At 68.4% G+C, this 13500-nt stretch carries 13 protein-coding genes; 8 read left to right on the top strand and 5 right to left on the bottom strand.

Features of this window, described 5'->3' with window-relative positions:
* Window positions 1–23: 23 nt before the first annotated feature.
* The 3 genes from AC10V3_RS18450 to hemA form a co-directional block, all read right to left on the bottom strand.
* Window positions 24–350, bottom strand: coding sequence for a hypothetical protein (locus AC10V3_RS18450; RefSeq protein ID WP_022536761.1), 327 nt, complete (start codon window positions 348–350; stop codon window positions 24–26).
* 180 nt (window positions 351–530) lie between these two features.
* A complete protein-coding gene (prfA, locus tag AC10V3_RS18445; protein ID WP_022536760.1) occupies window positions 531–1613 on the bottom strand; it encodes a peptide chain release factor 1 in 1083 nt (360 codons plus the stop codon).
* 98 nt (window positions 1614–1711) lie between these two features.
* Window positions 1712–3016, bottom strand: coding sequence for a glutamyl-tRNA reductase (gene hemA, locus AC10V3_RS18440; RefSeq protein WP_022536759.1), 1305 nt, complete (start codon window positions 3014–3016; stop codon window positions 1712–1714).
* Window positions 3017–3184: 168 nt separating this feature from the next.
* Between hemA and AC10V3_RS18435 the strand changes: the two genes are divergently transcribed.
* Window positions 3185–3430, top strand: coding sequence for a hypothetical protein (locus AC10V3_RS18435; protein ID WP_051369823.1), 246 nt, complete (start codon window positions 3185–3187; stop codon window positions 3428–3430).
* A 48-nt stretch (window positions 3431–3478) separates the two neighbouring features.
* Here AC10V3_RS18435 and AC10V3_RS18430 read toward each other — a convergent pair whose 3' ends face one another.
* Window positions 3479–4270, bottom strand: coding sequence for a 5'-methylthioadenosine/adenosylhomocysteine nucleosidase (locus tag AC10V3_RS18430; protein WP_022536758.1), 792 nt, complete (start codon window positions 4268–4270; stop codon window positions 3479–3481).
* A gap of 160 nt (window positions 4271–4430) precedes the next feature.
* Between AC10V3_RS18430 and AC10V3_RS18425 the strand changes: the two genes are divergently transcribed.
* From AC10V3_RS18425 to AC10V3_RS18415, 3 genes are read left to right on the top strand one after another with little or no spacing between them, the layout of a single operon-like run.
* Window positions 4431–5456: a DUF2157 domain-containing protein gene (locus AC10V3_RS18425; RefSeq protein ID WP_022536757.1), complete on the top strand. Its 1026-nt coding sequence runs from the start codon at window positions 4431–4433 to the stop codon at window positions 5454–5456.
* Complete coding sequence (locus AC10V3_RS18420) at window positions 5453–6571, top strand: DUF4401 domain-containing protein (protein WP_022536756.1); 1119 nt, start codon at window positions 5453–5455, stop codon at window positions 6569–6571. The genes AC10V3_RS18425 and AC10V3_RS18420 overlap by 4 nt, the downstream gene beginning before the upstream one ends.
* Window positions 6568–7065, top strand: coding sequence for a GDYXXLXY domain-containing protein (locus tag AC10V3_RS18415; RefSeq protein WP_022536755.1), 498 nt, complete (start codon window positions 6568–6570; stop codon window positions 7063–7065). The genes AC10V3_RS18420 and AC10V3_RS18415 overlap by 4 nt, the downstream gene beginning before the upstream one ends.
* A gap of 78 nt (window positions 7066–7143) precedes the next feature.
* On the opposite strand, the gene ychF is transcribed toward AC10V3_RS18415, so the two are convergent.
* Window positions 7144–8235 carry a redox-regulated ATPase YchF gene (ychF, locus tag AC10V3_RS18410; RefSeq protein WP_022536736.1) on the bottom strand — a complete coding sequence of 364 codons (1092 nt, stop codon included), beginning with the start codon at window positions 8233–8235 and terminating at the stop codon, window positions 7144–7146.
* A gap of 130 nt (window positions 8236–8365) precedes the next feature.
* On the opposite strand from ychF, the gene AC10V3_RS18405 reads away from it, so the two are divergent.
* The 4 genes from AC10V3_RS18405 to AC10V3_RS18390 all read left to right on the top strand — a co-directional run bounded on the left by AC10V3_RS18405 (window position 8366) and on the right by AC10V3_RS18390 (window position 13466).
* Window positions 8366–9673 (top strand): UbiH/UbiF family hydroxylase, encoded by a 1308-nt coding sequence (locus AC10V3_RS18405; protein WP_022536735.1) that lies wholly within the window; start codon window positions 8366–8368, stop codon window positions 9671–9673.
* A 51-nt stretch (window positions 9674–9724) separates the two neighbouring features.
* Entirely contained in the window at window positions 9725–10474 is a 750-nt protein-coding gene (locus AC10V3_RS18400; RefSeq protein WP_022536734.1) for a DsbC family protein, read from the top strand.
* Between the two features lie 109 nt (window positions 10475–10583).
* A complete protein-coding gene (acuI, locus tag AC10V3_RS18395; protein WP_022536733.1) occupies window positions 10584–11588 on the top strand; it encodes an acrylyl-CoA reductase (NADPH) in 1005 nt (334 codons plus the stop codon).
* 63 nt (window positions 11589–11651) lie between these two features.
* Window positions 11652–13466, top strand: a complete 1815-nt coding sequence (locus tag AC10V3_RS18390) for a M61 family metallopeptidase (protein WP_022536732.1) — start codon at window positions 11652–11654, stop codon at window positions 13464–13466.
* Window positions 13467–13500 lie beyond the last annotated feature (34 nt).

The raw sequence follows: 13500 nt of genomic DNA, 5'->3' as shown, positions 1-13500 counted from the left end.
GCCTGAAGCCCCCGCCGGGACGATTACTTATTGACCGCGTCCTTGGCCTTGTCGGCGCTGGCGTTGACCGCGTCCTTGGCAGCCTGCTTGGCGTTCTCCATGGCGTTGCCGGCTTCGACCTTGGCCTTCTCGGCAGCGGCCGAAGCGCTGGAGGCGGCGTCGTTGGCAGCGGCCTTGGCGGCGTCTGCGGCACTGCTGGCTGCAGCGGCGGCGTCGCTGGCGGCGGCCTTGGCGGATTCAGCCGCGCTTTGCATGGCGCTGTCGGCGCTGGAGGCGGCCGGGGCTTCTTCCTTCTTGCTGCAAGCGGCCATCGCCGCGGTGATCATCAACAGTGCGAGCAGCTTTTTCATGATTTCGTCCTTGGGTATGTTTTCGGGAGAGATTCACCCGGCACCTTCTCCGTTTGCCGGTCGAAATCGATTATAGACAGGGCCTTTTACGCTGCTAGTGCTGTTTCAAGCATTTACAAGAAATACAACTATATCGGCGACTTTACGCGCGGTTGATGGCGGAACAGTTACACGGGTGACTTAAACGTCCCCTCCGAGCGCCGCCAACTGGTCGGCCTGGTGCTCCGCCGACAGCGCCGACAGCAGTTCGTCGAGGTCGCCGTCCATGACCATGTCGATCTTGTACAACGTCAGGTTGATGCGGTGGTCAGTCACGCGCCCCTGCGGGAAGTTGTAGGTGCGGATGCGGTCGCTGCGGTCGCCCGAGCCGATCAGATTGCGCCGCGTGCTGGCCTCCTTGGCCTGTGCGGCGCGCGTCTGCATGTCCTTAATGCGCGCGGCCAGCACCTTCATCGCCTTGTCTTTGTTGCGGTGCTGGCTGCGGTCGTCCTGGCACTCGACCACGATGCCGGTCGGCAGGTGGGTCAGGCGCACGGCCGAGTCGGTCTTGTTGACGTGCTGGCCGCCCGCGCCCGAGGCACGGAAGGTGTCGATGCGCAGGTCCGCCGGGTTGATTTCGACCTCGCCGACTTCATCGGCTTCAGGCATCACCGCGACGGTGCAGGCCGAGGTGTGGATGCGGCCCTGCGCCTCGGTGGCCGGCACGCGCTGCACGCGGTGGCCGCCGGACTCGAACTTGAGCTTGGAAAACGCCGCATCACCGGCGATCCGCACGATCACCTCCTTGTAGCCGCCCAGGTCCGATTCGGACTCGCTCATCACCTCCACCTGCCAGCGATGGCGTTCGGCGTAGCGCGTGTACATCCGCAGCAGATCGGCGGCGAACAGCGCGCTTTCCTCGCCGCCGGTGCCGGCGCGGATTTCCAGCAGGAGGTTGCGGTCGTCGTTGGGATCCTTGGGCAGCAGCAGGCGCTGCAGGCTGGCTTCGAGCGCTTCGAGCCGCGCGCGGGCGCTGGCGATCTCGTCGGCGGCAAAGTCCTTCATCTCCGGATCGTCCAGCAGCGCCTGCGCCGTGGCCAGGTCATCCTGCGCCTGGCGGTACTCGCCATACTGCTCGGCCACCGGCGACAGCTCGGCATGCTCGCGGCTGAGCTTGCGGTACTGGTCGATCTTGGCGGTGGCGTCTTCGCGCGCGAGCAGGGCGTTGACTTCGTCGAGTCGCTCGGCCAGTTGGTCGAGCTTGGCAAGCATGCTGGCTTTCATCGGGTGCGGGGGAAAGAGGTGGGCCGGAGGGCCGGGGCTGCCCGCGGACGGGCGGCGGCGTGCGGCGCGGCAGGGCGCGCGGCGCAAGGGCAGAGCGGCTAGCGCTCGGAGTGGCTGCTGTGGCGGAACAGGCCCGGCACCAGGCGCAGCAGCGCCTCGCGGTCCTCGCCCTGGGTGTGGTTCAGCGCGTGGGTGGGGCCGTGCAGGAACTTGCGGGTCAGCGCGCCGGACAGGGCCTCGAGCACCGCTTCAGGATCGTCGCCACGCGCCAGCATGCGGCGCGCGCGTTCCAGCTCGGCCTGGCGGATGGCCTCGCCACTGGTCTGCAGTTCGCGGATGACGGGCACCACGCTGCGGGTTTCCAGCCAGTGCATGAAGTTCTGCACCCGGCTTTCGATGATGGCCTCGGCCTGCGCGACTGCGGCCTGGCGCTGGGCATTGCCCTCGCGCACGATCGCGCCGAGATCGTCGACGGTGTACAGGAAGACGTCATCCAGGCGTGCGACTTCGGGCTCGACGTCGCGCGGCACGGCCAGGTCGACCATCATGATCGGGCGGTGCTTGCGGCGCTTGACCGCGCGCTCCACCGCGCCCAGGCCGATGATCGGCAGCGAGCTGGCGGTGCAGGACACCACGATATCGAACTCATGCAGGCGCTCGCCCAGGTCCGTCAGGCGGATCGCCTGCGTGGTCAGGCCCTGGCCGGAGAGCTGCTCGGCCAGCTTCTCGCCGCGCTCGACGGTGCGGTTGGCCACCACGATCTGGCGCGGCTGCTGGGCGGCGAAGTGCGTCGCGCACAGCTCGATCATCTCGCCCGCGCCGATAAACAGCACGCGCTGGGTCGAGACGCTTTCAAAAATACGCTGCGCCAGCCGCACCGCGGCTGCGGCCATCGACACCGAATGCGCGCCGATCTCGGTCTGGCCGCGCACTTCCTTGGCCACCGCGAAGGTGCGCTGGAACAGCTGGTTCAGGTACGTCCCAAGCGAGCCCGCCTCGCCGGCGGTGCGCACGGCGTCCTTGAGCTGGCCCAGGATCTGGGTTTCGCCCAGCACCATCGAATCCAGCCCGCTGGCCACGCGGAAGGCATGGCGCACGGCCTCCGACTGCGGCAGCGCGTACAGGTGCGGCGCCAGTTCACCGGCGGGCACGTTGTGATGCTGCGACAGCCAGCGCAAGGTGTGCTCGAATCCATCCGTGCCCGGCGTCAGGACGTCGGTCGCGCAATAGATCTCGGTGCGGTTGCAGGTGGAGAGGATGGCGGCTTCGGTGCCGCTGCGCCCCGACAGGTGCGAGCGCAGCGCGCCGAGCGCGGGTTTGATCTGCTCGAGCGGAAACGCCACCCGCTCGCGCAGCGAGACAGGTGCCGTCGTGTGATTGATGCCGATCGCGAGCAGTTGCATTTGTTGGGGACAGGTGCGGTCCGAAGCGTGGCCGGACCGGATGCCATTATACCGCCGGCATCGCTATTTGCAGGCATGGCGCCTCAGCGCGTGGCAGCGGCCGCCGATTGCAGTATCGTTACGCCGCAGCCCCTTGTGGCTGTGATTCGTACAACACTGGAGATGGGGATGCTGGGCACCTTGATCGTGGGTTTGCTGGTGGGGCTGGCGGCGCGCCGGCTGCATCCGGCGGGGCGCGTGGTGACGCTGCCGGCCGCGCTGGTGCTGGGCGCGGCGGGTGCGGCGGCCGCTTTCTACGGCGGCCGGGCGCTGCATCTGTTTATCGACGGGCAGCTCAGCAGCTGGCTGGCGGTGATTGCCGGCGCGGCGCTGCTGGTTGGGTTCTGGGGCGCGGTCCGGCCGCGCGGACGGTAAAAACAGAACTGACTGCCGGGTCGCAATCTGCATGCTGTTTGATCCCGGTCAGGCAGCACCCGACGTCTGCTCTTTCGCCCTTGCGGCCAGCAGGCGCCGCAGCACGCCGCTGGAATAGTGGCTTGCCACATCCTTCAGGAATGCCGCGAAGTCCACATGCGCGCTGTCGTCGGCACGGTCCGAGATGGTCCGCATCACGGCATAAGGCACGCCGTATTCGTGGCAAACCTGCGCCACCGCGGCGCCTTCCATCTCCACCGCCAGCAGCCCGGGCAGGCGCTCGCGCAGTTCCGCGACCGCGGCCGGCGAGCCGATGAACTGGTCGCCGCTGGCGATCATGCCCCGGTGCAACGCCGGCGACGCCACCCCGAAGCGCTCCAGCACATCGTGTGGCACCTCGGTCGGCAGGTCCAGCCGCAGGAAGTCCGCCGCGGCGGCTTGCAGTTCGGCGGTCAGCGCCGGGTCGGTCGGGAACTCGGCGCGGTCCAGCAGCGGCACCTCATGGCGGCCAAAGAACGGTCGCGCGTCCAGGTCGTGCTGGATGGTGCGGTCGGCGATGACGATATCGCCCACATCGGTATGTGCAGCGATGCCGCCCGCGAGCCCGGTAAAGACGATCTGGGTTGCGCCGAACTCGCGGATCAGCGTGACCGTGGTCGCCGACGCCGCTACCTTGCCCATGCGCGCCAGCACCAGCACGCACGGCTGGCCGTACAGGTGGCCGGCGTAGTAGTCGCGCATGCCGATGGTGTGCACCGTGGCGCGGCTGTCGTCATGGCGCATGGCGGCCACCAGGCCATCGACTTCATCGTGGATGGCGGCAAGGATTCCGAGGGTCATGGAGCGGGGTGGCGAAGGAAAAGACACAGCATACCGGCCCGTTGCAGCGTGGCAAAGCGCGACTCCCCTGGTGCGCCGCGACCCCCTCCCACAGGACAGGTGCGGTCCCGGCATCGCTTTGCTAAAGTCCCCACGACATCCCCAGTACACAAGGGCGAGCATGCAAGTCACACCCACCGTGGCAAACGGCGAACGGCGCGCCATCCGCCGGGCACTGGCCGACTGGCGTGCTCTGAGGCGGCTCGGCCCCGCGGGCGTGGCCGGACTCTGGGGGCGCACCGAACCGGTCGCGGCCGACTGGCGCCGCTGGCTCGACCAGGCCTTGATGGCGCTGGGCACGGCGTTGCTGTGCGCCGGCCTGATCGTTTTCTTTGCCTTCAACTGGCAGGACCTCCACAAGTTCTCCAAATTCGCCCTGCTGGCCGCCGCCATCAGCCTGCTGGCCGGCTTCGCCTGGCTGCGCCCGGACGGCGACAAGGCGGGCCAGGCCGCGCTGGGCGGCGCGCAGGTAGTCGCCGGCGTGCTGCTGGCCGTGATCGGGCAGACCTACCAGACTGGCGCCGATGCCTGGCAGTTGTTCGCACTGTGGGCGCTGCTGGCGGTGCCGTGGGCGCTGGCCGCGCGCGCGGCGCCGCACTGGTGGCTCGTGATCGTGGTGGGCAACCTGGCGCTGCTGCGCTACTTCAGCATCCGCTTCGGCGTGGATGGGATATTTGCGCTTCTGTTCGATGCGCGCTTCGTGCGCACGGCCACGCTGTGGCTGCTGGGCGCGGTGCTGCTGCAGATGGCGTTGTGGCATCTGCTGTGCGCGAAGGCGCCGGCGCTGGGCTTCCGGGGCCAGACCGGCGCCCGCATGCTGGCTGCGCTGGCATGTACGCATGCCGGCTGGCTGGGGTTATCGAGCCTGCTGGGCAGCCGCTTCGATGGCGCATCGTTTGTGCTGGCCGTGGTGGTGCTGGCCGCGCTGATCTGGTGGTACCGCCAGCGTGTCTTCGACATCGTAGTGCTGAGCCTGGCCTGCCTGACCGGCATCGTGCTGGCGGTGGCCGCGCTCGGCAAGGTGCTGTTCGAAGGCAAGGCAGACTTCGACGCCTTCCTGCTGCTCGGGCTGGTGACCATCGGCCTCGCGGCCGGCGCGGCGGCCTGGCTGATGCGGGCCTATCGATCCCAACTGGAGCAGGCATGAGCACCGCTTTGCAGACTGAAAGGCGGCTCTGGCAAGAACTGGCCGCACGCGGCGAAGTGCAGGGCGAGCAGCCTCAGCACACCCACACGCCTTGGGCGGTGCGCTGCCTGATGGGCGCGGCCGGCTGGCTCGGCGCCTTGTTCTTCCAGCTCTTCCTGGTCGGCACGGTCTTCGTCGCCGCGCGCGAGAACGCGGCTGCGATGGTGGTGACGGGCCTCGCCATGATCGCGCTGGCCGCGCTACTGTACTGGCGCCGCGGGGGCATTGCAGCCGGGCAGTTTGCGCTGGCGGTGAGTCTGAGTGGGCAGGGCCTGGCCGTCTACGGCGTGGCCGAGGCGCTCAGCTTCACGCGCGTGGCGGATTCCGCCGGCTTCTGGGCGGGCCTGGCGCTGTTCGAGGCTTTGCTGGCCTTGATGGTGCCCAACCGGCTGCATCGGCTGCTGTCCGGGCTGGGCGTATGGATCGGGCTCGCAGGCGCCGTGCATATCGTGCTGTCCGGCGGCGCGCGGCATGAATGGCTGATGCTGACGTGGTCGCTCGGCTGGCTGGTGCCGGTGGCCTGTGCGCTGGCGACCGGTTTCACGCTGGCCGAAGCGCGCCTGTGCGCGGCGGGCCGGCACACCCTGCTGGAGCCGCTGGCCGATGCCACGCTGTTGTTCGCGCTGGCCGTCGCCTTGGTGGTGACGGGGATGAGCCATCCGCTTGCCTGGCTCGCCGCCCCCGAAGCCGGGCGGCTTTCTGCGGCGCATTGGATCGCGGGCGGACTGGCCACGCTGGTGCTGGCCGGATTTGCGCTGGCGGAATGCCGCCGGCTGGCGGTCCCCCTCGCGATGCAGGGCGGCGTGCTAGTCGGCGTGGTGGCCTTCGGCGCGCTGATGGCGGCTGCGCCGGCGGTCGTGGCCGGCGTGCTGGCGCTCGGCCTGGCGCTGCGCCGGGCGTCGATGCCGTGGCTCGGCCTGGGTGTCGCCACCATCGCCATCGGCTTTGTCTGGTACTACACGTCGCTGCACTGGACGCTGCTGGCCAAATCCGCAACGCTCGCCGCCGCTGGGGTGCTGCTGCTGGCCGGCCGCTATTGGCTGATGCGCAGCCGCACCGGCAGGGAGTTCGCATGAAACGATGGATATTAATTGCCTGGGCCCTGACGCTGGCATTGGCCGCCGTTGGCATCGCTGGCAAGGAACGCCTGCTGGCGCGTGGCGACACCGTCTACCTCAAGCTCGCCCCGGTCGACCCGCGCTCGCTGATGCAAGGCGACTACATGGCGCTGAACTTTGATATCGGCAACCAGATACGCGCGGTGCAGATGCAAGGCAAGCAACCGCCACGCGACGGCGTGGCGGTGATCCGCCGCGATGCACAGGGCGTAGCCGGCTTCGTGCGGGTGTATCACGGCGAGGCGCTTGCGGCAGGGGAACAGCTGCTTCGCTACCAGATCGCCCGGTCGCGCTGGGGCGCTACGCAGGTGCAGGTGTCGACGGACGCGTATTTCTTCCAGGAGGGGCAGGGCGAGCGCTTTGCGCGGGCGGAGTATGGGGAATTCCGCGTGGGGGCGGATGGGCAGGCGTTGCTGGTGGGGTTGCGGGGGAAGGGGCTGGAGAGATTGTGAGTGGTACGCCGTCCCACCGGAGACTGAAAATGAAAAAGCCCGCAGTGCTGCGGGCTTTTTCATGCGATCGGGTGAAGATCAGACGTTGAACAGGAAGTTCATCACATCCCCATCCTTCACCACGTACTCCTTGCCTTCGGCGCGCATCTTGCCGGCTTCCTTCGCGCCGGTCTCGCCCTTGAAGGCAATGTAGTCGTCGTAGGCGATGGTCTGGGCGCGAATGAAGCCGCGCTCAAAATCGGTGTGGATCACGCCTGCTGCCTTGGGCGCCGTGTCGCCAACATGGATCGTCCAGGCGCGCACTTCCTTCACGCCAGCGGTGAAGTAGGTTTGCAGCCCCAGCAGCTTGAAGCCCGCACGAATCACGCGGTCCAGGCCGGGTTCTTCCATGCCCAGGTCCGCCAGGAACTCGGCCTTATCAGCATCGTCCAGATCAGCGATCTCGGCCTCGATGGCAGCACACACCGCCACCACCGGCGAATCGGTCTGCTTGGCGTGCTCGCGCACCGCGTCCAGGTGTGGATTGTTTTCGAACCCGTCTTCACGCACGTTGGCCACATACATGGTCGGCTTGGCGGTGATCAGGCAGAACGGGCGGATGGCCTCCCACTCCTCCGGGGCCAGGTCGAGCGTGCGCACGGCCTTGGCCTGGTCAAGCACGGCTTGCGCCTTTTCCAGCACGGCGACCAGGCGCTGGGCTTCCTTGTCGCCGGCGCGGGCCGGCTTGACGTAGCGGGCCAGGGCCTTCTCCACGGTGGCGAGGTCGGCCAGCGCGAGTTCGGTGTTGATCACTTCGATGTCCGACAGCGGATGCACCCTGCCTGACACGTGGATCACGTTGTCATCCTCGAAGCAGCGCACCACGTGGGTGATGGCGTCGCATTCACGGATGTTGGCGAGGAACTGGTTGCCCAGGCCTTCGCCCTTGGAGGCGCCCGCCACCAGGCCGGCGATGTCGACGAACTCGACCGTGGCCGGCAGGATGCGCTCGGGTTTGACGATCTCCGCCAGCTTGGCGAGCCTCGAATCCGGCACTTCGACCACGCCCACGTTGGGTTCGATCGTGCAGAACGGGTAGTTTTCGGCGGCGATGCCGGCCTTGGTCAGGGCATTGAACAGCGTGGACTTGCCGACGTTAGGCAGGCCGACGATGCCGCATTGGAGGCTCATGGTGTCAGGCGGGAAATGGCAAAACCCATATTCTAGCGGATGGGCGCCCCGCCATCGGCGGGGTTGGCCGGCCTGACCGGCGCTGCGCGGCGCAGGGCGAGGCCCGGAGTGACGTGGCTATAATCCAGCCATGACCCGATCCAACGCGTCCGCGCGCCCCGCAGCGCGCCCCTCCGCTCAAACTGCCTTGGCTTTCCAGGTTGTCGTCGTCGGCGGCGGCATCGTCGGCAAGTCCTGCGCCCTGTTGCTTGCCCAGCAGGGCATGGACGTGGCGCTGGTCGCGCCGAAGCCGCCCAGGGCCAGCGGCCGCGCGGCGGCCGCGCCGGACGACTGGGACAGTCGCATCTATGCCTTCTCGGCCAGTTCGCAGGCGCTGCTGGAGCGCATGCGCGTGTGGGAGGCGCTGGACCCGGCGCGGATCCAGCCGGTGCGCGACATGCGCGTGTTCGGCGACGTCAGCGCCGCCGAGACCACGCCCAGCCTGGACGGGGACCTGCATTTCTCGGCCTATGCCGCCGCGGTGCCGCAGCTGGCGTGGATCATTGAATCCAGCCATGTCGAGCGCGCGCTGGACACTGCGCTGGGCTTCCAGCACCAGGTGACCTGGCACGATGGCACCGCCACCGCATTCGAGCGCGATCCGGACGGCGTCACGCTGACGCTGGACAACGGGACCAAGCTGCGCACCGCCTGCGCGATCGGCGCCGACGGCGCGCGCTCCTGGCTGCGCCAGCAGTGCCATATCGGCGTGACGACGCGCAAGTACCGGCAACTCGGCGTGGTCGCCAACTTTGCCTGCGAGCGCCCGCACCATGAGACCGCGTGGCAGTGGTTCCTGGGCGCCCCGGAAAAGCTGATGGCCGACGAGGAGCCCGCCAACGGCGAAGTGCTGGCGATGCTGCCGTTGCCGGGCAACCATGTGTCGATGGTCTGGTCGGCCGACGAAGCCCATGCCCGCGACCTGCTCGCACTGTCGCCGGAGGCGCTCGCCGCCACGGTAATGCAAGGCGCCACCGGCGCGGTTGGCGCGCAGTTCGGCGCGCTGCGCTGCGTGACGCCGGCGCAGGGCTTTCCGCTGGTGCTGCAGCGGGCCGAACACTTCGTGCAGCCGCACGTGGCGCTGGTGGGCGATGCCGCCCACGTGGTGCATCCGCTCGCCGGCCAGGGCATGAACCTGGGCCTGCGCGATGTCGCGGAACTTGGCCGCGTGATGGCCGACAAAGAACCTTTCCGCAGCGAGGGCGACCTGCGCCTGCTGCGCCGCTACGAGCGCGCGCGCGCCACGGACCTGTTGTCACTGACGGCGGCCACGGACGGGCTGCACCGCCTGTTCTCACTACCCGGCGGCGTGGCCCGCGTGGTGCGCAATACCGGCATGCGCGCGGTGGGCGGCCAGTCGCTGCTCAAGCGCTTTCTGATCGGCCACGCGCTAGGCTGACGAAAGTCAAACCTGCGCCCCGATCTCTCTACCGAACACTCTGGAGTCCACATGTTCCAATTCCTGCGTCGCCACCCTGCCTGGACCACAGCCATTGCCGGCGGGCTGGCCGCGGCGGGTTTTGCGCTGCACGCCATGGCCGCGGGCGAACCCGGCACCGACCGCATCAAGGAATCGCTGCAGAAGGTGCTGGGCGGCCGCGCCGAAGTGAAGAGCGTGAGCAAGACGCCGGTGCCCGGCCTGTTCGAGGCCAATATCGGCGGCCAGGTGGTCTATACAGACGCATCGGGCCGCTACATCCTGAACGGCGAGCTGATCGACACCCGCACCGGCACCAACCTGACCGAGGAGCGGATGGCGGAGATCAACCGCATCAAGTGGTCCGACCTGCCGCTGGCGCGCGCGATCAAGTGGACCAAGGGCGACGGCAGCCGCCAGATCGCGGTGTTCTCGGATCCTAACTGTGGCTACTGCAAGCGCATCGAGCAGACCTTCCAGCAGATGGACAACATCACCGTGTACACCTTCCTGTACCCGGTGCTGTCGCCGGATTCGGAAACCAAGGCCAAGCAGGTCTGGTGCGCGTCCGACCGCACCAAGGCATGGCGCGACTGGATGCTCAAGCAGGTGGCGCTGACCGGCAACGGCAGCTGCCAGACGCCGCTGCAAGAAAACCTGGCGCTGGGCCACAGCATGAACGTGACCGGCACGCCGGCGGTGTTCTTCACCGACGGCACGCGCATCCCGGGCGCGGCCGACGTCGCCACGCTGGAACGCAAGCTCGCCAGCATCAAGAAATAACCCCGCGCCGGACCTGCGCCGGCTCGATCGACGGCCGGCTTGTCCGGCCGTTGTGCTTTCCGCCTTCCCATCATCCCGAGCGATCGCCGCTAGGCGACAAGGAGACACCATGACCTTCCAGGCATTGCTGCTGACCCAGACCGACGGCGCCACGCAGGCGAATATCGCCACGCTCGAAGAAGCGCAGCTGCCGGCCGAGGGCGACGTGCTGGTCGCCATCGACTACTCCACCATCAACTTCAAGGACGGGCTGGCCATCACCGGCCGCTCACCGGTGGTGCGCAAGTGGCCGATGGTGGCGGGCATCGACGGCGCCGGCACGGTGCTGGAGTCCTCGCACCCGCGCTGGAAAGCCGGCGACAAGGTGGTGCTCAACGGCTATGGCGTGGGCGAGACGCACTGGGGCTGCCTGGCACAGCGCGCGCGCCTGAAGGGCGACTGGCTGGTGCGCCTGCCCGATGCCTTCACCACGCGCCAGGCCATGGCGATCGGCACTGCGGGCTATACCGCCATGCTGTCTGTGCTGGCGCTGGAGCGCGGCGGCGTCAACGGCCCGGTGCGGCCGGGCGACGGCGAGGTGCTGGTGACCGGCGCTTCGGGCGGCGTGGGTTCGGTGGCGATCTCGGTGCTGAGCAAGCTCGGCTACAAGGTGGTGGCGTCGACCGGCAAGACCAGCGAGGCCGATTTCCTGAAGGCGCTCGGCGCCGACGAGGTGATCGACCGTGCCGAGCTGTCGGCGCCCGGCAAGCCGCTGCAAAAGGAACGCTGGGCCGCGGTGGTGGATTCAGTCGGCTCGCACACCTTGGTCAATGCCTGCGCCCAGGTGCGCTACGGCGGCGTGGTAACGGCGTGCGGGCTGGCGCAGGGCCTGGACTTCCCGGCCTCGGTGGCGCCCTTCATCCTGCGCGGCATCACGCTGCACGGCATCGACAGCGTGATGGCGGCGATGCCGCTGCGCGAGCGCGCATGGGAACGGCTGGCCGGCGATCTCGAGCCGGATCGCCTGAACGCGATCACGCGCGAGATCGGCCTGGGCGATGCGATCGAAGCCGGCCGCAAGATCGTCGAAGGCGGCATGCGCGGGCGTGTGGTGGTGGATGTGAATCGCACCTGATCGGCGCCGCCTTGCTTAACAGCGTCGGCGTTGCCTGCAAGCGCCGACGTTACAATCCTGCCCATGACGCCGATCCGCTACGCCATCGCCCCGCTTCAGCCTGAAGCCCATCTCTTTGCCGTCACCGTCACGGTGAGCGAGCCCGATCCCGCCGGCCAGCGCTTCTCGCTACCGGCCTGGATCCCGGGCAGCTACATGATCCGCGACTTCGCCCGCAATATCGTGCGCATCCGCGCCGATGCGGGCGGCCGCGAAGTCGAGTTGACCAAGCTCGACAAGCAGAGCTGGCAGGCCGCGCCCGTCAGCATTGCCGACGGCCCGCTGACACTGAGCTACGAGGTCTATGCCTGGGACCTGTCGGTGCGCGCCGCGCACCTGGACAGCACGCACGGCTTCTTCAACGCCAGCTCGGTATTCCTGTGCGTGGAAGGGCAGGCCGAGCGGCCATGTACCGTCGATATCCACGCGCCAGCGGGCGAGGCCTACCGCAACTGGCGCGTCGCCACCGCAATGCCGGAAGCGCCGGGGCGCGAGGGCGCCAAACGCTACGGCTTTGGCCGCTACCAGGTGGCCGACTATGACGAGCTGGTCGACCACCCCGTCGAGATGGGCACCTTCCAGCTCGCCACCTTCCGCGCCTGCGGCGCGCAGCACGATGTGGTCTTCACCGGCCGCGTGCCGCAACTCGATATCGAGCGCGTATGCCGCGACCTGAAGCGCATCTGCGAGACGCAGATCCGGCTGTTCGAGCCCAAGACCGCGCAGGCGCCGTTCCTCGACAGCAACCGCCGCTACGTCTTCATGACGATGGTCACCACCGACGGCTACGGCGGCCTGGAGCACCGCGCCAGCACCGCGCTGATGTGCGCGCGCAATGACCTGCCGGTGCGCGGCGACAGCGAAACCAGCGAGGGCTACCGCACCTTCCTCGGGCTGTGCAGCCACGAGTATTTCCACACCTGGAACGTCAAGCGCATCAAGCCGGCCGCGTTCGTGCCATACCGGCTGGTGGAGGAAACCTACACTCCGCTGCTGTGGCTGTTCGAGGGCTTCACCAGCTACTACGACGACCTGGTGCTGGTGCGCTCCGGCTGCATCACCGACGAGCAGTACGTCGAGATGCTGGCCAAGACCTGGAACGGCGTACTGCGCGGCAACGGCCGCACCAAGCAGAGCGTGGCCGAAAGCTCGTTCGACGCCTGGACCAAGTACTACCGCCAGGACGAGAATGCGCCCAACGCCATCGTCAGCTACTACACCAAGGGTTCGCTGGTGGCACTGGCGCTGGACCTGACCATTCGCGAGAAGACCCGCGGGCGCCGTTCGCTGGACGACATCATGCGCGCGCTGTGGCGCCGCTACGGGCGCGGCTTCTATGCGTCGGGCGCGGTGCAGCGCGGCGTCACCGAGGCCGAGGTCTATGCGCTGTTCGATGAAGTCACCGGCCTGCGCCTGGGCGCGCTGCTGCGTTCGCTGACCGAAGGCACCGGGGAGCTGCCGCTGCCGGCGCTGTTCAAGGCGATCGGCATCAAGGCCGAGGCGCAGAAGCCGGCGCGCACCGCGGCGCTGGGCATCAAGGTCAAGAGCGACGAGGGCTGGGTGCGCGTGGCGCAGGTGTTCGACGGCGGCGCGGCGCAGGCCGCGGGCCTGTCCGCCGGCGACCTGCTGGTGGGCATCGACGGCCTGCGCGTCGCGCCCGGCCAGATCGACAAGCTGCTGGCGCGCTACCGCACTGGCGATCGGGTCGAGCTGCACGCTTTCCGTCGCGACGAGCTGCAGGTGCTGCCGGTGACGCTGGCGCGCGAGCCGGCGGCGCAGTTCAAGGTGAAGCTGGAGAGCGGTCGGCACGCGGCACGCTCGCGCTGGCTGGGCCAGTGACGTAGCACCCCGACGCAATACCCGCCACCGCAGG

This window comes from Cupriavidus sp. PB-02, from assembly GCF_058252315.1.
This window is presented reverse-complemented; position numbering and strand designations above follow the sequence as displayed.

Excerpts from the sequence above, each read along its gene's own strand:
- AC10V3_RS18450 (WP_022536761.1), bottom strand. The coding sequence starts at position 350 with ATGAAAAAGCTGCTCGCACTGTTGATGATCACCGCGGCGATGGCCGCT.
- prfA (WP_022536760.1), bottom strand. The coding sequence starts at position 1,613 with ATGAAAGCCAGCATGCTTGCCAAGCTCGACCAACTGGCCGAGCGACTC.
- hemA (WP_022536759.1), bottom strand. The coding sequence starts at position 3,016 with ATGCAACTGCTCGCGATCGGCATCAATCACACGACGGCACCTGTCTCG.
- AC10V3_RS18435 (WP_051369823.1), top strand. The coding sequence starts at position 3,185 with ATGCTGGGCACCTTGATCGTGGGTTTGCTGGTGGGGCTGGCGGCGCGC.
- AC10V3_RS18430 (WP_022536758.1), bottom strand. The coding sequence starts at position 4,270 with ATGACCCTCGGAATCCTTGCCGCCATCCACGATGAAGTCGATGGCCTG.
- AC10V3_RS18425 (WP_022536757.1), top strand. The coding sequence starts at position 4,431 with ATGCAAGTCACACCCACCGTGGCAAACGGCGAACGGCGCGCCATCCGC.
- AC10V3_RS18420 (WP_022536756.1), top strand. The coding sequence starts at position 5,453 with ATGAGCACCGCTTTGCAGACTGAAAGGCGGCTCTGGCAAGAACTGGCC.
- AC10V3_RS18415 (WP_022536755.1), top strand. The coding sequence starts at position 6,568 with ATGAAACGATGGATATTAATTGCCTGGGCCCTGACGCTGGCATTGGCC.
- ychF (WP_022536736.1), bottom strand. The coding sequence starts at position 8,235 with ATGAGCCTCCAATGCGGCATCGTCGGCCTGCCTAACGTCGGCAAGTCC.
- AC10V3_RS18405 (WP_022536735.1), top strand. The coding sequence starts at position 8,366 with ATGACCCGATCCAACGCGTCCGCGCGCCCCGCAGCGCGCCCCTCCGCT.
- AC10V3_RS18400 (WP_022536734.1), top strand. The coding sequence starts at position 9,725 with ATGTTCCAATTCCTGCGTCGCCACCCTGCCTGGACCACAGCCATTGCC.
- acuI (WP_022536733.1), top strand. The coding sequence starts at position 10,584 with ATGACCTTCCAGGCATTGCTGCTGACCCAGACCGACGGCGCCACGCAG.
- AC10V3_RS18390 (WP_022536732.1), top strand. The coding sequence starts at position 11,652 with ATGACGCCGATCCGCTACGCCATCGCCCCGCTTCAGCCTGAAGCCCAT.